Origin of the sequence: Halodesulfovibrio sp. (assembly GCF_015482765.1) — a bacterium.
GTDB lineage: Bacteria > Desulfobacterota > Desulfovibrionia > Desulfovibrionales > Desulfovibrionaceae > Halodesulfovibrio.
The window spans coordinates 44,740-61,189 of record NZ_JADMLB010000078.1 but is presented as its reverse complement, the minus strand read 5'-3'; the positions used below and the strand labels follow the sequence as shown (position 1 = coordinate 61,189).

The window sequence follows — 16,450 nt, the reverse complement described above, 5'->3', positions numbered from 1 at the left end:
TTCCTTCGGCTTAATGACCTCGGCTATCTTGCAGATGAAGACTTTAAAGACGAAGAAGTTGTCAAAATATGTCTGGAAGCCAAGCTTCCCGACTGGCTGAGCAGCAAGCTCAGGATCTTTTTGGAGAAAGTAAAAAAGCCTCTGGCAGTAAGATCCTCAAGTCTTTTAGAAGATGCCCAGTATCAGGCATATGCAGGGCTGTACTCTACTGTCATGCTGACAAATACACATCCTGATATTGAAGTACGGTATGAAGAGTTGGCGACAGCGGTAAAGAAAGTCTACGCGTCCACATTCTTCCAATCACCAAAATCTTTTTCTCGCAGAGTGAAGTTACGTACTGATGAAGAAAAGATGGGCGTCATTATCCAAGAAGTAATCGGCAGGCATTATGATGACTACTTTTATCCTGCTATTTCAGGTGTCGCCCAGTCTAAAAACTTCTATCCGTTCGGGCGGATGAAAACAGATGACGGCATTGCTTCTATAGCCATGGGGTTAGGAAAAACCGTTATGGATGGCGGGCAGGTTCTCCGTTTCTGCCCTAAATGTCCTTCTGTTCAACCACAGGCTGCCAACCTTCAGGAACTTCTTAAAAATTCGCAGAGCACTTTTTACAGTCTGTACATGGGTGATCCGGAACTTGCTCCCAAAGCTAAAGAACAGAAAGGAGCACTGGTTCAACGACGTATATACAATGCAGAACCTCATGGCCCAATCTCATTTCTTGCAAGCAGCTATCTGCCTCAAGAGGGAATTATCCGTGATACGGCATCTATTCCGGGTAGCTCGAAAGTTCTTTTATTTGCTCAGGTGCTTAACCACGGTCTGTTCCCGCTTGCCGAACTCTTGAACGATTTACTCTCCATGGCGGAAGAAGCCATGGGCGGCCCTGTGGAGCTTGAATTCTGCGTCAATATGGACGCTGACGGAGCCAATGCCGAATTTGCTCTGCTTCAGTTGCGTCCTATGAGCTCACTTTCCGGCCTTTCAACGGTGAACATCACGAAACAAGAAAAAGCCGCAGCGTTCTGCTACTCAAAACACGCTCTTGGAAACGCGGAAAGTAACGATGTGTATGACATACTCTTCATACATCCTGATGACTTTGATGTGGCAAAAACAATGGAAATTAAGCAGGAAATTCTTGAATGCAACAAGCAGATGCTGCGCGAAGAACGGAAATACATTCTCGTCGGCCCCGGTCGATGGGGAACTTCTGACCGCTGGCTTGGTGTTCCCGTTCAATGGAATGATATCTCGGGTGTTTCTGCCATTGTTGAAACATTCACAGAAAACTTACGCGTTGAACCGTCTCAAGGGTCACACTTCTTCCATTGCATCACCACACTCGGCATTAACTACATTATGGTGACGAATTCTTCTGAAGAATTTATCCACTGGGAATGGCTTGCTTCAATGCCTGTGCACCATAAAGAGCAGTTTATAACGCACATACGGTTTGATTCTCCAATCACTATTAAAGTTGATGGCAGAACAGCAGAGAGTGCAATACTGAGACCTGCATCTCAGGCGCCTGATGTTCCAATTCTATAGCACAGCTCTCATTTCTAACTGTATTTATTGAATTTTATTAAAATGTTGCAAATATGAAACATTCACTTTTTCTTAGATTGTTTTAGATCGGCGTCTAACCCTTGCAAAATAAGGATTCTAATTTAGGGTTGCAAAAAAGCAACAAGAGGCAAAAATCGACCTTTTAATAACGATGCATTTTTGCAACCAAAATGAGTAGTCACTATTATAACACAACCTCGGCAAAGCCTTGGTATCGTGCGTTTTATAAAATTTCCTATCATTTTTCGAAAGTTGGCATCACAGTTGCTATAATGAAAGTAGCTTTTCAAAAAAGCACATGTGGTATCCTCTAACACAGTGAAATTGTGAGTAACTGCCAACACTCGTTTCACCTCCGGTACCAGTTTACCTAAACTTCCTTTTTCTATCTGACACCCCGCTGTGATTGCGCTTTAATGGCGGGGAGTAGTCAGATAGCCTGAATGTTCCACGAATATTTCCTTGCAGAGGCTCTGTAATCTCGATGATTACAGAGCCTCTCTTGGTTTTACGGGGTATCTCCCCATATCACACCCCAAAAATATGTATTGTTTGCTTTTCAACTTGGTTTGACGCCGACCTTTCTTTTTGAAACAGTACCCGCACATGTCTAATTTTTTCTCACCTGAATTCGGCTACCCTGCCCTTTTTCTCCTCAGCTTTCTTGCTGCAACAGTTCTTCCACTTGGTTCTGAGTGGTTGCTTGTCGCTATGGTTGCAGGAACTTTTTCTGCGCCCACGTCTGTACTTGTTGCTACCGCCGGCAATACCCTCGGCGCGTGTACAACGTATGCTATCGGCATCTGGGGAGGTTCTTACCTTGTTGAACGCGTTTTGCGCATGGATGCCCCTTCACAAGACAAAGCCTACCGTTTTTATAATAATTGGGGACAGTGGTCGCTTCTTCTCTCCTGGGTTCCTGTAATTGGTGATCCGCTCTGCCTTGTCGGCGGTGTTGCCCGCGTTCGCTTTATATCCTTCCTCTCTCTTGTCCTCATCGGAAAATTCTTACGGTATGCAGCACTTGCATGGCTTACTCTTCAAGCCATGTAGACTTGCACATAAAATTTGCCGTATTATTCTTTTCAAGAAGGATAAAAAAAGTTCCGAAGAGCCATGAAAAGACTATACACTGAGGCTCCCTATGGTAGAATGAGGCAAACATCTTTATATGTATTGTAGTGAATTCTTACGCGCAGGAGGAAGGTATGAGAACAATCAAAAACATCCTTGTTGCTGTTGATCTGATGGAAGACAGTACTTTTATTGCAGCCTACGCAAAACTTTTTTCGGAAAGATTGCAGGCGAAAATGACCGTGGTTTATGCAACTCCGCCATTAAGCCAGTACTTCGGGCTGTACCTTCCGCAGGACACCATTTCAAAATTCCATGAAGAATCTGAACAGGGTGCGACTCAAGAACTTGATAAGTTTGTTAAGCAACACTTTGAAGGAATTGAGACTCAACAACGCCTTGCAAACGGACAACCTCAGGATGTGATTCTTGGTGTGGCAAAAGAAGGTAACTTTGACATGATCATCATGGGCACACATAGCAGAAAAGGTGTTGATCGCCTTATGTTCGGCTCAGTTGCAAACCATGTTGTTAAACAAGCCGACATTCCCGTACTGACAGTGCGGCCAGACATGCAATAACTTGAAATAATAGTAGTAATCCCTCATGAGTTGAAAAAACATACTCATGAGGGATTTGTTCTATCTTCAAGGTATTACAAGAAATTTGCTCTTTTTTTCATTTTCCAGTTGCATTAGATCTCATTTTAGTATTGATTACTATTAAGAGCAATGACAATCAGTCGGACAACGTGTGTAGCTGCACAATTTTACACGCCTGAATACAGCAGCCGTCTGGAAACATTCTCAACGTAACAACTATCCCCGATTAAGAATCATTTGGAGGTCATTATGCGTACTATCAAAAATATCCTCGTTCCAGTTGATGTAATGGAAGACAATGAATATTTTATTGAATATGCAAAACTGCTTGCAGGAAAACTTGATGCAAAAATTACCCTGCTTTATGCACGTCCGCCTCTTGACCGTTTCTATGATGTTTATCTCACTGATGACATCGTTGAAAAACTAAAAGCTGACTCTAAGCAGCGCGCGTTAGACGAGCTTGAAAAACTCTCCGAAGAACTCCTTGGAGAAGTTGATGTAGCCATCAAGTTACGTCGAGGACAACCTCAAGACATCATCATGGATATGATCCATTCTGATGAGTATGACATGGTTATTATGGGAACCCATTGTCGCAAAGGTGTTGAACGCGTAATTTTCGGCTCTGTTGCCAACAGAGTTGTGAAACACTCCAACACTCCTGTTCTTACTATCCATCCGGCTGAGTGCAAAGGTTAGCAACACCCTTCTACTCCCCGCTCAGCCAGCTGAATGTGAGCTCTGTTCGAACATAGACGGACACCACACATTCAAATTGTTGTAACGCAAAAACGAAAAGCCCCGCCTGACCGCTCATTCAGGTGGGGCTTTTCTATTGTTTCTTGCCCAATTTCACCTTTTTACCTATTAGTATTATGAGGAAAAAAGGATTATCTTTGTCCCGTTCAGGACAAAAAAAGATGCACAATAATCCACCGGGAAGTTTGGTAATCAACACACGTTTCAGGAAATTTCAAAATAGCACACTAAAGAAAATGAAGTTCTCTAGCCAGATGCCGACAATTAACGTAAGTGAAACTAAATTTCTGTGTTTTGAACGAAAATCTTATCCAGCCGCACAATATAACTGTATCATACTTTTTTCGTTACCTATTTTTTTAATATGATGCTAAAAAGAAGGAGTAATTACATATCTTTCACGACATAAACGCGATTTAGTAGTTGCAAAAATGTCCGTTTTAGTATTGATTACCATTACTGAGTGACTGACAGGACAATCGTGTGTGTTCTGTTAAAAATATTCAACATTTTTTACGAAACCTTGGCGTCCGCTGCCTGTTTACAGGACGTAAGCCGAAGGGGGTTAATGTATGGACGTAGTAATGCTGTCCAGAATTCAGTTTGCAGTAACTGTATTCTTCCATTTTATTTTCGTACCATTAACGCTTGGACTGTCTGTACTGCTTGCCATCATGGAAACCATGTATGTGCGCACCGGTAACGAGATGTACAAGCGTATGGTTAAGTTCTGGGGTAAATTGTTTATCATCAACTTCACCCTCGGTGTAGTTACCGGTATTACCCTTGAATTCCAGTTCGGTACCAACTGGTCACGCTACTCTGAGTATGTAGGTGATATTTTCGGTTCTCTGCTTGCTATCGAAGCAAGTACTTCCTTCTTCCTTGAATCTACCTTTATTGCTGTCTGGTTCTTCGGATGGAAAAAAGTCTCCAAAAAAGTTCACTGTATGTGTATCTGGCTTGTAGCACTTGCTTCCAACATGTCAGCATACTGGATTATCATGGCAAACGCGTTCATGCAGAATCCAATAGGATACAAACTGGTTGATGGAAAACCTCAGTTAAACGACTTCTTTGCTGTTATAACAAACCCTTACGGCCTTGGTGAATTTGCCCACACCGTATCTTCCTCATGGATGGTCGGCGGCCTGTTTGTACTTGGTATTTCAGCATGGCACCTTGTACGCAAAAACGAAGTGGAACTGTTTAAAAGTTCTTTCAAAATTGCTTCCATCTTCTTCCTTATCTTCTCTTTGACCACAGCAGCAGCAGGTCACCATCAGGGACAGATTGCCGCAAAATACCAGCCTGCAAAACTCGCAGCTATGGAATCCCATTGGGAAACCGGCACAAATGTTCCTATGTACCTTCTCACATGGCCAAATGCTGAGAACACAGGAAACGCGATTCAGGCTCTTCCAATTCCGGATGCATTGTCTATCCTTGCTTACAATGACCCGAATGCAGAAGTTACCGGTCTGAACGATATCCCGAAAGAAGACCGTCCACCGGTTCTGCCTACATTCATCAGCTTCCGCCTGATGGTTGGATTAGGCTCCTTCTTCCCGCTTCTTGCTATCGCTCTTTTTGTGTGGCGTAAGAAAATTGAAGAAAAAACTACGGTTCTTAAGATACTTCCTTGGCTCATCCCGCTGCCATACATCGCAATTATGCTTGGATGGACAGTAACTGAAGTTGGTCGTCAGCCTTGGATTGTATACAATATGCTCCGAACCTCAGATGCGGCTTCTCCGATTGAAGCCTCCATGGTTGTCTGGTCTATTGTCGCCTTTACTGTAATTTACACCTTCCTTGGTCTGCTGGATATCTACCTGCTGAGGAAGTACGCAATGAAAGGCCCTAAATAGGCCGGCAGGACAAATCCTAAGCAATCAATAGAGAGGTTTTTTGTATGACTCTTGAACTTATCTGGTTTTTATTATGGGGAGTCCTGTGGGGCGTCTACTTCGTGTTAGACGGCTTCGATCTGGGGCTTGGAACCCTGTTCCCGTTCTTTGCGAAAAACGAGCGCGAAAAGCGCGTTCTGTACAATACTGTCGCTCCTTTCTGGGACGGTAACGAAGTTTGGCTGATTGCCGCCGGCGGTATCACCTTTGCTGCGTTCCCTAAAGCATACGCGATTATGTTCAGCGCACTGTACGCACCGCTTCTCATTATTCTTTTTGCACTCATTATGCGTGCAGCAAGTTTTGAGTTCCGTAACAAAGTAGATTCTGACGGATGGCGCAGAATGTGGGACGTATTCCAGTTCCTCGGCAACTTCATCCCTGCTCTGCTCTTCGGTGTGGCATTTGCGAACATCTTCCAGGGAATTCCATTTGACGCAGACGGCGTATACCACGGTAGCATCATTAAGCTCCTTAACGTATACGGCATCATCGGCGGTACATTCTTTGTAATCAACTTCGCTATGCACGGCGCTATGTGGCTTTCCATGAAATCTGACGGTGAAATCCACGATCGCGCAATCGTATATGCAAAAAGACTGTGGCCGTTTACTGTAGCACTTGCTCTTGCATTCCTTGCTGCTACCGGCATCTACACAGACCTGTTTGCTAACTACCAGAAAAACGGTGTACTGCTTGCTATCCCTGCAATCGGCGTAACAGCGCTGCTTATGGTTCGCATCTTCCTTGCCGGAGGACGCCATCACCTTGCCTGGATCAGTAACGCTATCTCCATCTTCTTCGTTATCATGTTCGGTATCGTAGGTATGTTCCCGAAACTTCTGCCATCAAACCTTGATCCAGCTGCTTCGGTTACTATCTTCAACGGTGCTTCCAGCACACTTACTTTGCAGATTATGCTTGGTGTAGTTGCTGTTATCATTCCGCTTGTTCTTCTCTACCAGTTGTGGGCAGTTAGACTGCTCATGCACGTAGTAGATGACGAAGTGCTTGATTCTGACGAAGCTTACTAGCACGAACTAAAATACATAAAAAAAGGGTGTCCTTCATGTGAAGGACACCCTTTTTTTATTCTTTAGCCTGTGCTTAGTTTTTACCGCAGCACTTTTTGAACTTCTTACCGGAACCACAAGGACATGGCTCGTTACGGCCTACTTTCGGTGTTTCGCGGCGGTAGGTGTCATGGTTCTGAACCATGCCTTCAACGTAGAACCAGTCTTTACCTTCTTTACGGAAGAAGCTGTGTTCATGAAGTTCCTGAGGCACGCCGCCAAGTTTGTAATGTGCTACAAATTCAACTTCACCGGTTTCGTCGCCTTCTCCGCCCTCTTTGGTGCCGAGAATTTCAAGACCTGTCCAAGAAATCTTTTCAGACCATTCTTTAATTTCATCTACGGACAAATCACCACGCATTTCCGGGTGCATAGAAGTACCAAGGTATTCGTAAACACCTGTTGCGTGTGCAGAGTAACGGGAGCGCATAAGTGCTTCCGCTGTCGGGGCAGGGGTCTCACCGGAAATAATAGGTTCGCAACATGCAGAAAACTCAAGTTCAGAACCGCAAGGACATTTAGCCATGATGTATTCCTCTATATCCATTTAAAATTTATGGTCTATTTTCATATATACTACGTTGTTGAAACATAATTGCAACAGTATCAGGATAGTCATACGGACAAAAAGCGCATGTGCATCGCTCTCCGCCACATATTTCAAGACGGCTACAACATGTTGGAGAGTGCGTACAACATTCAAAATAGTCTGGCAAGAGAACCATACCCTCTTAAAATAACAGACAATTTATAATAGCATCAACAGGTAATTGCTGTGATATTTCCACGCAAGCACTCTTCTATCGCTTCTCACTATATATAGAGAAGCAAAACTACGCGGCGCACATAACCCCTTTTAAACAGTATGGGACAATGCATCATGCCACACGAAGTTCACCATCAAGAACGCAGGGCAATGCCACGTTACACCCACCCTTTTTCTGCTTCCATTGCGGAGTTTGTCTTCCCAATGTCCTGCCAGCAGGCCTACAAAGCAGAATGCGTAGACATTACCTCTAAAGGAGCCATGCTTGAAGTTGATTGCGTTATCCCCAAGGGAAGCGTCCAGCAAGTAAACATCGAGCTTCCCGGATTCGAAAAGAAATTACAGAACAACGCTCTGCTCACGTGTGATGTTCCTTGTCAGATCCGAGTTGTTTCACGTGTTATCTGGGCGAATATTGAAGATAATGCCTCGACTATCGGTATTGAATTTTTAAATATGAGTAAAAGTGCTGAGCAGGCTCTTGCCAGATATCTGAAGGATAAGCGAACCTAGCCTCCAGATTCATTCAAATTTCGCCAACGATAAGATCGCATCCACTTGCGATCTTTTTTATTTTCTAACCAGCTACTTTCTAATTGATGATGCAAAACCACATCAATTTTATCCTTTTTTCAAAAAAATAATGCAATCAACAACCTCCCGCAGCACACAGCCCCCGTGCACTCCCGACTTTTGAGGACTTCTGATGCGGATAAACTTGTTTAATGTTCATTGACACAAACCGACTGTTTTCGCATATTTGTAATGATTCAGCTACTTTGTTTACGCTTACTTCGTCCCTGTTATGCAGGAAAAACAAAGGAAACAGTCATGGCAGAACCTCGTACTACACGTAAAAAACAGGAAATGCAGTCTCTACTTTCAGAATCGTTTAAACAAAAAATACAACATGTTCCTATTCAGGAAGAAGTACATAACGATATTCAGAGAATTATGCTTGCCCTTGGATATGCCATTGCGCTTACCCCCACCGGCAGCACTGCTTTTACACGCCAGACAGAGTACAAAGGAATTGATGTTCGTGTCTGGGTAATGAATGAACCGCAAAACGGATACCCGAGTTCTTTGTTGGAAAAAGTTTGGGTTGGCTACTACACCCACGGTGACCAACGGGAAATGGTGGAAGATTTTGAATACCCGCGCCTTATGGATTATCTGCAGGAAATCCATCCAGAGATATTCAATTCATAAAAAGCTGCATTCTCCCCAAGTCTGATACAACTTCTGGTAACAAAATTATGGCGTCAAACTATCTAAGTTGACGCCATATTTTCCTGCGGCTATGCTAACAAATCGTACAAAATTTCAAGGAGCCGCATTTCAATGCTCGATCTCAAACTTTTGCAGAAAAATCCGCAAGTTGTAGCCGAAGCTTTGGCTAAGCGAAACTCTTCTATTGATGTTGAAGAGTTTACTAAAATTGACACACGTCGCAGAGAATTACTCGTAGAACTCGAATCTCTTAAAAGCGAACGCAACAAAGCATCCGGTGAAGTTGCTCAGATGAAACGCGCTGGCGAAGACGCATCTGAACTTATTTCCCGTCTCGGTTCACTGTCCGATAAAATTAAAGAGCTTGATGCTGAAACAGAGACCATTAAAGCTGCTATGAATGAATGGCTTATTGCCGTTCCTAATATACCTCACGAAAGTGCTCCTGTTGGCGCAGACGAAGACGATAACGTTGAGCTGCACAAATGGGGCACAAAGCCATCCATGACCTTTACTCCTAAAGAACATTGGGAGATTGCAGAGACCATGGGCGGTCTTGATTTTGAACGCGCTGCTAAACTTACCGGCTCCCGCTTTGCGGTACTCTGGGGCTGGGCTGCTCGCTTAGAACGTGCGCTCATTAACTTTTTCCTCGATATGCAGACTCTGGAACACGGGTACACCGAAGTATTCCCGCCTGCTATCGTGAACAGCACCACCATGACCGGTACCGGTCAGCTGCCTAAATTTGAAGAAGATCTGTTCCGTCTGAACCACAAAGACTACTACCTTATTCCAACTGCTGAAGTGCCGTTAACCAACATGCACTCCGGTGAAGTTCTGGAAGAAGAAGATCTGCCGCGTGCTTTCACTGCACAGACTCAGTGTTTCCGCTCTGAAGCCGGCAGCTACGGTAAAGACACTAAAGGACTTTTCCGTCAGCACCAGTTCACTAAAGTTGAAATGGTTCGCTACGCACACCCTGACAAGTCTTATGAAGAACTTGAAGATATGCGTCAGCATGCTGAAAATATTCTCCAGCGCCTTGGCCTGCACTACCGTGTTGTGACTCTTTGCACTGGCGATATGGGCTTCTCCTCAGCAAAAACATACGATATCGAAGTATGGCTGCCGGGTCAGAACAAATACCGTGAAGTTTCCTCCTGCTCCAACTGCGTTGATTTTCAGGCTCGCCGTGCGAACCTCAAGTTCAAACGCAAGGGTGCTAAGAAGCCGGAATTTGTTCACACACTGAATGGTTCCGGACTCCCTACCGGTCGTACAATGATTGCTATCATTGAAAACTACCAGCAGGAAGACGGCTCCATTGTAATCCCTGAAGCCCTGCGCCCTTACATGGGTGGTCTTGAAAAAATCACTCCTGAAATGGCAACTAAATAAAAAAATCACTTTTTTTTAAAAAAGTATTTGACAATCTGAGTGCTCAACTATAGAACTGCACTCCTCAAACGGGTCGTTAACTCAGTTGGTAGAGTATCTGCCTTTTAAGCAGAGAGTCACTGGTTCGAGCCCAGTACGACCCACCATGGGATTTAAAGACCGGAACTTCGGTTCCGGTCTATTACTGACCAACCGTTTGAGTAAGGCTTTAGCCGGTCAAAATTTTTCTTTGAAAAACATTTGACATGAGGAAGCGAAGCCTATAAAAACTTTTTCCTCAAGAGGGTCGTTAACTCAGTTGGTAGAGTATCTGCCTTTTAAGCAGAGAGTCACTGGTTCGAGCCCAGTACGACCCACCACTGGATACATAAGCCGTATTCGCGAAAGCGAATGCGGCTTTTTTGGGTGCAAGAGATGAAAAATAGAGTTCATCAAGAAAAAATATTTTTTTTGAAAAGTGTTTGACAAGACAACACGGAATCTATAAACCACATCTCCGAACGGGTCGTTAACTCAGTTGGTAGAGTATCTGCCTTTTAAGCAGAGAGTCACTGGTTCGAGCCCAGTACGACCCACCACTGGACTCATAAGCCGTATTCGCAAAAGCGAGTACGGCTTTTTTTATGTCTATTGTTTAGAACAACACAGGAAAAGGCTTTTCCACATCACATTCAAGTTATGCGTTAACTAAAAGAAAAGCTTTCCATCTCCACGCCTTTACGCCTTTACGCCTTTACGCCTTGCGGTGGCAGAGATAATTCCACAGCGCAATAAAAAAGACTGCCCCATTTTTTTGAGACAGTCTTTACTGTTAGATAAATCGATCAGCAATTCTTATCTCTAAGAATGTTGACCTCTCTCAAACAAAACAAGTGCAAACGCTACTTACTCTGTTCTTCAAACGCTTTTTTAATGGACTCTGCAAAAGGAGGACGCAACACGCCAACTTCTGTTACGATACCCGCAATAAGTTCATGAGGGGTCGGATCGAATGCAAAGTTGTATACTGGAACATCGTCCGGTGTAATTTGTGTTTCTCCGACATGGGTTACTTCCAAAGGAGTTCGGTCTTCAATCGGGGTAGAGTCACCATCCGGCATATTTCTGTCGATGGTAGACAGCGGAGCAGCCACATAAAAAGGAACGTTGTGTGCTTTTGCGAGAAGAGCAACTGAGTACGTGCCGATCTTGTTCACCGCGTCACCGTTTGCAGCAACACGGTCAGCACCGACAACAACTTTATCAACCATACCGCGACGCATAAGCAGTCCGCAGGCGTTATCACACGCAACTGAAACCGGAATATTATCTTCTTTCAGTTCGTATGCAGTTAAACGAGCGCCCTGAAGAAACGGACGGGTCTCGTTAGCAATGACAGAAATATCTTTTTTACCAGCATCAACAGCACCACGGACAACACCCAACGCTGTTCCGTATCCTGCTGTAGCCAGAGCGCCTGCGTTACAATGGGTCATAACGGTATCGCCGTCATCAATAACGGTTGCGCCATGCACACCGATGAGCTTGCAGATTGCAATATCTTCTTTATGAATGACCTTTGCTTCTTCAAGCCAGATCGCCATCAGAGCTTCTAAAGATTCCGGCTGAGAAGATTCCCACAAAGCCTTCATGCGCTCTACACCCCAACGAAGGTTTACTGCGGTAGGACGGGCTTCAGCAATCTCTTCAAGCTTTACCTGCAAGGCTTCCTTCCAGTTATCACTGCCAGCAACTTCTTTTGCGGCAATCCAGCAACCATATGCTGCTGTAACACCGATGGCCGGTGCACCGCGAACAACCATGGTCTGCAACGCATAGATAATATTTTCGACAGTGCGGCAGTAGTAATCATCCTCGCGAGTTGGCAAGTAGCGCTGGTCAAGCAACACAAGTGCAGATTCTTCATCAGAAAAACGAATATGACGTTCCATTAAATACTCTCTATGGGGTTTAGAAAACGCCTCAACACGCCGATATATGAATTTGGGGGGGCAGATGTAAGCCATATTCATAAAAGCCAACAAATCTGCTTTTATCTCTCTACCCATGAATCCGGGTAAAAAACTAGTGAGAAACGCATTCTGTGAGTAAAAGTTGTGTCCAAACAGATACCCTGTTGGTTCTATCTGGGCAAGGCACTACACAGGGGATTGCTCCCGATGACACTTCAGGCTATGAGATGTATTAGAGAGGGTTGGAATTTAAGATGATATCAAAGGTTACGAGGTTTTTATGAGAGCACTTACCAGTTTAGTACTCTCTTTGTTCCTGCCTATTACGATCCTTGGGGGAACGTTCTTTGCCGTAATGAACCCGCACGCTATTCCGCAGTCAGTTTTTCCTATTATGCCTGCTCTTCCTTTTGTTTTCGCCTTCAGCGGCGGTGCCATGGCGTGGCAATTTAAACGAAGCAGAGCTGTATTTCTTCTATTACTGATAGCGCTTTGCTGCTGGTTTATTACACTGTATCTGCCCAATATGAGCAGTACAGGCATGCGCTTGCGCCTTGCGTACGGGCTTTCGGCCTTACTGCTGCCAGTTAACCTTGTTATCTTTGCCAATAGCGAGGACAGAGGTGTTCTTACTCTTTGGGGATCTATTTCTTTTGCCTTTATCGCTATCCAGTCTGCAATGGTTGCTTCCATGCTTGCTCCTCCACAACAAAGCGGAATCATAAGCTGGTTGCAAGGAGTTGCCCTTTCCCTTGATCGAGTCGATATTCTCCCTGCGTGGGCCAGTAACTGGACATTTCTTCCACAATCCGTACTTATTCTGGCAGGCTCAGTTCTTCTGGTTCTTGCTCTTTTTGTTATCTCGAACCGTGGTAAACGGGACAGTCTCTACGTCACACTGATTACCAGCTGCATTGCTGTATTAGCGGCATACCATTATGTTGCAGTCCCCAATGCAAGTGCCCTTTTCTTCTCAGCTGCCGCACTTATTGTGACGCTGTCTCTTTTTCAAGATTCATATTTCATGGCGTATGTTGATGAGCTGACTGATCTGCCATCACGCAGAGCACTGAACGCCGACTTTAAAAAACTTGGAAGAAAGTACGCGCTGGCAATGGTAGACATCGACCATTTCAAAAAATTCAACGATACATACGGGCATGATATCGGTGATGATGTTCTTCGCATGGTTGCCGGTCATCTTTCCAGAGTTTCCGGCGGCGGAAAGGCGTATCGCTACGGCGGAGAAGAGTTCACAATTGTTTTTCCGAAGGGGATAGCAAAGGAAGTGCAGTCGCATCTGGACGAATTACGCCAGCGTATCGCTACGACCGATTTTCATATTCGAAGCGGCAAGCGCGCTCCTAAAAAACGCAATGCTCGAAAAGGCTCCGTAAACGTCACTATTTCCATTGGCGTAGCCGAAAGAACCGACGGGGCACAATCACCTATGGAAGTGGTAAAACAAGCCGACAGAGCCCTTTACAAGGCTAAAGGAGCGGGACGTAACATCGTCAAGCTCGCAGCAGCTCCAAGAAACCGCTCAAAAGACAGCTCTTCACGAAAACGCAATACACGCTGATCCCCTTCGCAATAAGGCGACAAGGTAACATGCCTGCTGTTTTCGCTATATGGTTCACAGCTCCAGCACGTACCTACTCCCTTTTCAAAGGGGGAAAAGTACTTATTCTCTCTAAATCAAGAAAAATTCCCCGTATAATGTGATGCTCTTCAGGTGCATCAAGTACATAATACTTTGTTCCATTATACTGTTATGATTTAGGAGAATCAGCATGAAGACTCGAGACAACTCCAAACAGGTACACCAATTTGTACTCCCTCCCCATCTCCTTAATCAAGATGGCAATCCCCGTCGTGCAGGATTCGAATTCGAATTTACTGGAGTAAATTTAAAAAATGTTGCCTCGATTGTTGCGAATCGTTTTGGAGGCCGTATCGCCCCAAAAACAAATTTTGAAATTGCTGTTACAGATAGTGAATACGGTGATTTTACCGTTGAGGTTGATGCAGACATCATAAAAAAACGAGCCTGGGAAGGGGCTCTTGAAGCTCTCGGTATTGATCTAACGAATGATGAGCTTGAAAGTATTGACTCCATAATGCTAAGGATAGCTTCACTTGGCGTTCCGTTCGAAATTGTTACCCCACCGTTGCCAATAGACAACCTCACAAAGCTTGATTTGCTTACAGAGGACTTAAGGGAACACAATGCGTTAGGAACAAAAGCTTCTTTCCTTTTTAACTTTGGGCTACATATTAATCCGGAAGCACCTTCTCTTACGTGCGAATCCATCCTTGCCCATATTCGTGCATTTTTACTCCTGTGCGACTGGTTGAAGCAAAAAATTGATGTCGACTTAACCCGCAGAATTGCACCGTTCATTGATGACTTTCCTGAAACCTATGTAAAACTCGTTCTCGCCCCGACCTATGCTCCTGATTTAGAAACACTCATTAAAGACTATTTGGAGCACAATCCCACCAGAAACAGACCTCTTGATATGCTCCCGCTCTTTGCTGCTGCTCTTCCAGACAGCATTGCTCATGCCAATGTTGAGCACAATCTAGTTAAGGCCCGCCCTGCCTACCATTACAGACTTCCAGATTGCCGGATAGATGAACCGGACTGGTCGGTGGCCGTTGAGTGGAATCGCTGGGTTGAAGTTGAACGATTAGCTGCTGACCCTGATCGCTTAAAGAAGCTGTGTGAACAGTATCTTGAGTCAAACAATGAGCCAATTTCTGAATGGCTTACAAGTCTCAGTGAATGGCTAACAGTTCAGCCATAGTATGCTATTGAGCAGTGTAATTAATCGAAGACAACAGAAACTATCTAAAATCAATATTGATACTACTCGCAACTGCAAGCACATAAAAAAGCGGCTTTTCCTAAAGGAAAAGCCGCTTCAAAATTAACTCTGCCACTCGTTAATACATCTTTTCTTCTATCAAACAAAAATGAACAGTACTTACGAAAAGCACTGTTCATTAAAATTACGCAAGAAGATTAAGGATGCAAGTACCTACAGCAATACCGAATGCTGGCGGGTCAACGTGGGTGTCACCATGGTTCCAGAACAAGCGTGCGCCGAGTTCCTGAAGAAGTGCGCCTGCAACTGCTGCTGCAACACAAACTCCGAGGTTACCAAAGTTAACCCAAGCGATACCGGCAAGAATCGCCTGACAATGCCAAACAGGTACACGCTGAACGGTATCTGTACCAAGCTGCAAGGAAATAAGAGAGATTGCGGCGATTGCCCAACCAATTACAACCTGAGCAGTAGTTGTTAATGGTGAAGCAATGCCCTGTGCTACAGCATATTCACCGATTGCCATTGCTGCGCCACCGCCTACGAGGCCGATGCCGATAGCAAACATGATCATACGGGAGAACGGCAGCATCCAAGGAACCCATGACAAGTTAGTGTCATCGGTACCGAACAGACCGAATTTTTTGATTGATTCAGAGTTACCAAACGGGCTCTGACGAAGGAATAATGCACGAGATACGAAAGCGCTGGTAAGAACAGTAAGTGCGATTGTATCCTGACCCACCATGAAAGAACTGAACCACAAGTTGCAAAGGTGACCGAATACTGCGAACAGACCACCAACTAACAGTACGTCCCATGATGTAGGCATCAAAGATGCGAGAATATCCTTAGCTCCACCTGTAGGATGATTCTTGCGAATGCCCTGTGCGTAGTTAGCAGCAGCAACACCAGCTGCGAAGCCACCAACGTGCGGTCCAAAAATAGGACCGAAACCAACTGCGGCGATCATAAAATCTCCGCCGCCGGCTAAAGCGATTAAGCAGCCTGAAAATACGAACAGACCACAAAGAACGAACGACAGCAACCCGCCGAGAGCGCCGCCAAGAATTCCTCCACCAAAACAGATTAGTAACGTCGTTAAGCTTAACGGTTCCATTCTGCCTCCACTTTTTGTGCTCTCCTTCTTAGCGTATGTACCAGAATACCCCTTTAAAGTGGCAGGTAGGGGGCATCATTTGTACATGTAACTAGGGCGATAAGAAGGATTACGTAGTATAAATGAGATAACGATTGGTCGTATATAC

Annotated in this window: 14 protein-coding genes and 3 tRNA genes; 14 read left to right on the top strand and 3 right to left on the bottom strand. The window is 44.7% G+C overall.

Annotated features, from left to right (window positions below):
* The 6 genes from QZY95_RS16250 to cydB all read left to right on the top strand — a co-directional run.
* Nucleotides 1-1,557: PEP/pyruvate-binding domain-containing protein (locus QZY95_RS16250; protein ID WP_290925481.1), on the top strand; the 1,557-nt coding region annotated here is incomplete at its 5' end.
* Between the two features lie 627 nt (nt 1,558-2,184).
* Nucleotides 2,185-2,631, top strand: coding sequence for a YqaA family protein (locus tag QZY95_RS16245; RefSeq protein ID WP_290925479.1), 447 nt, complete (start codon nt 2,185-2,187; stop codon nt 2,629-2,631).
* Between the two features lie 155 nt (nt 2,632-2,786).
* Nucleotides 2,787-3,233, top strand: coding sequence for a universal stress protein (locus QZY95_RS16240; RefSeq protein WP_290925477.1), 447 nt, complete (start codon nt 2,787-2,789; stop codon nt 3,231-3,233).
* Between the two features lie 270 nt (nt 3,234-3,503).
* Nucleotides 3,504-3,956 (top strand): universal stress protein, encoded by a 453-nt coding sequence (locus QZY95_RS16235; RefSeq protein ID WP_290925475.1) that lies wholly within the window; start codon nt 3,504-3,506, stop codon nt 3,954-3,956.
* A 632-nt stretch (nt 3,957-4,588) separates the two neighbouring features.
* Nucleotides 4,589-5,887 (top strand): cytochrome ubiquinol oxidase subunit I, encoded by a 1,299-nt coding sequence (locus tag QZY95_RS16230; protein ID WP_290925473.1) that lies wholly within the window; start codon nt 4,589-4,591, stop codon nt 5,885-5,887.
* A 44-nt stretch (nt 5,888-5,931) separates the two neighbouring features.
* The gene (cydB, locus tag QZY95_RS16225; protein WP_290925472.1) at nt 5,932-6,960 is read left to right on the top strand and encodes a cytochrome d ubiquinol oxidase subunit II; all 1,029 of its coding nucleotides are present in this window, start codon (nt 5,932-5,934) and stop codon (nt 6,958-6,960) included.
* Between the two features lie 73 nt (nt 6,961-7,033).
* Here cydB and QZY95_RS16220 read toward each other — a convergent pair whose 3' ends face one another.
* Nucleotides 7,034-7,525 (bottom strand): YchJ family metal-binding protein, encoded by a 492-nt coding sequence (locus QZY95_RS16220; RefSeq protein WP_290925470.1) that lies wholly within the window; start codon nt 7,523-7,525, stop codon nt 7,034-7,036.
* Between the two features lie 354 nt (nt 7,526-7,879).
* On the opposite strand from QZY95_RS16220, the gene QZY95_RS16215 reads away from it, so the two are divergent.
* From QZY95_RS16215 to QZY95_RS16190, 6 genes are all read left to right on the top strand, one after another.
* Entirely contained in the window at nt 7,880-8,278 is a 399-nt protein-coding gene (locus QZY95_RS16215; RefSeq protein ID WP_290925468.1) for a PilZ domain-containing protein, read from the top strand.
* A gap of 318 nt (nt 8,279-8,596) precedes the next feature.
* A complete protein-coding gene (locus QZY95_RS16210; protein ID WP_290925466.1) occupies nt 8,597-8,977 on the top strand; it encodes a hypothetical protein in 381 nt (126 codons plus the stop codon).
* Nucleotides 8,978-9,109: 132 nt separating this feature from the next.
* On the top strand, nt 9,110-10,399 hold the full coding sequence (gene serS / locus QZY95_RS16205; protein WP_290925464.1) for a serine--tRNA ligase: 1,290 nt from the start codon (nt 9,110-9,112) through the stop codon (nt 10,397-10,399).
* 70 nt (nt 10,400-10,469) lie between these two features.
* Nucleotides 10,470-10,545, top strand: a tRNA-Lys gene (locus QZY95_RS16200).
* 137 nt (nt 10,546-10,682) lie between these two features.
* Nucleotides 10,683-10,758 (top strand) — tRNA-Lys (locus tag QZY95_RS16195).
* Nucleotides 10,759-10,901: 143 nt separating this feature from the next.
* Nucleotides 10,902-10,977, top strand: a tRNA-Lys gene (locus tag QZY95_RS16190).
* A 303-nt stretch (nt 10,978-11,280) separates the two neighbouring features.
* Here the strand turns inward: QZY95_RS16190 and mtnA are convergent.
* Nucleotides 11,281-12,330: an S-methyl-5-thioribose-1-phosphate isomerase gene (gene mtnA, locus QZY95_RS16185; RefSeq protein WP_290925462.1), complete on the bottom strand. Its 1,050-nt coding sequence runs from the start codon at nt 12,328-12,330 to the stop codon at nt 11,281-11,283.
* 301 nt (nt 12,331-12,631) lie between these two features.
* On the opposite strand from mtnA, the gene QZY95_RS16180 reads away from it, so the two are divergent.
* Together QZY95_RS16180 and QZY95_RS16175 are read left to right on the top strand one after the other, a co-directional pair.
* A complete protein-coding gene (locus QZY95_RS16180) occupies nt 12,632-13,933 on the top strand; it encodes a GGDEF domain-containing protein (RefSeq protein ID WP_290925460.1) in 1,302 nt (433 codons plus the stop codon).
* 211 nt (nt 13,934-14,144) lie between these two features.
* Nucleotides 14,145-15,161 (top strand): amidoligase family protein, encoded by a 1,017-nt coding sequence (locus tag QZY95_RS16175; RefSeq protein WP_290925458.1) that lies wholly within the window; start codon nt 14,145-14,147, stop codon nt 15,159-15,161.
* 205 nt (nt 15,162-15,366) lie between these two features.
* Here the strand turns inward: QZY95_RS16175 and QZY95_RS16170 are convergent, their stop codons facing one another.
* Nucleotides 15,367-16,302: a hypothetical protein gene (locus tag QZY95_RS16170; RefSeq protein ID WP_290925456.1), complete on the bottom strand. Its 936-nt coding sequence runs from the start codon at nt 16,300-16,302 to the stop codon at nt 15,367-15,369.
* Nucleotides 16,303-16,450: the final 148 nt, after the last annotated feature.

Excerpts from the sequence above, each read along its gene's own strand:
- QZY95_RS16245 (WP_290925479.1), top strand. The coding sequence starts at position 2,185 with ATGTCTAATTTTTTCTCACCTGAATTCGGCTACCCTGCCCTTTTTCTC.
- QZY95_RS16240 (WP_290925477.1), top strand. The coding sequence starts at position 2,787 with ATGAGAACAATCAAAAACATCCTTGTTGCTGTTGATCTGATGGAAGAC.
- QZY95_RS16235 (WP_290925475.1), top strand. The coding sequence starts at position 3,504 with ATGCGTACTATCAAAAATATCCTCGTTCCAGTTGATGTAATGGAAGAC.
- QZY95_RS16230 (WP_290925473.1), top strand. The coding sequence starts at position 4,589 with ATGGACGTAGTAATGCTGTCCAGAATTCAGTTTGCAGTAACTGTATTC.
- cydB (WP_290925472.1), top strand. The coding sequence starts at position 5,932 with ATGACTCTTGAACTTATCTGGTTTTTATTATGGGGAGTCCTGTGGGGC.
- QZY95_RS16220 (WP_290925470.1), bottom strand. The coding sequence starts at position 7,525 with ATGGCTAAATGTCCTTGCGGTTCTGAACTTGAGTTTTCTGCATGTTGC.
- QZY95_RS16215 (WP_290925468.1), top strand. The coding sequence starts at position 7,880 with ATGCCACACGAAGTTCACCATCAAGAACGCAGGGCAATGCCACGTTAC.
- QZY95_RS16210 (WP_290925466.1), top strand. The coding sequence starts at position 8,597 with ATGGCAGAACCTCGTACTACACGTAAAAAACAGGAAATGCAGTCTCTA.
- serS (WP_290925464.1), top strand. The coding sequence starts at position 9,110 with ATGCTCGATCTCAAACTTTTGCAGAAAAATCCGCAAGTTGTAGCCGAA.
- mtnA (WP_290925462.1), bottom strand. The coding sequence starts at position 12,330 with ATGGAACGTCATATTCGTTTTTCTGATGAAGAATCTGCACTTGTGTTG.
- QZY95_RS16180 (WP_290925460.1), top strand. The coding sequence starts at position 12,632 with ATGAGAGCACTTACCAGTTTAGTACTCTCTTTGTTCCTGCCTATTACG.
- QZY95_RS16175 (WP_290925458.1), top strand. The coding sequence starts at position 14,145 with ATGAAGACTCGAGACAACTCCAAACAGGTACACCAATTTGTACTCCCT.
- QZY95_RS16170 (WP_290925456.1), bottom strand. The coding sequence starts at position 16,302 with ATGGAACCGTTAAGCTTAACGACGTTACTAATCTGTTTTGGTGGAGGA.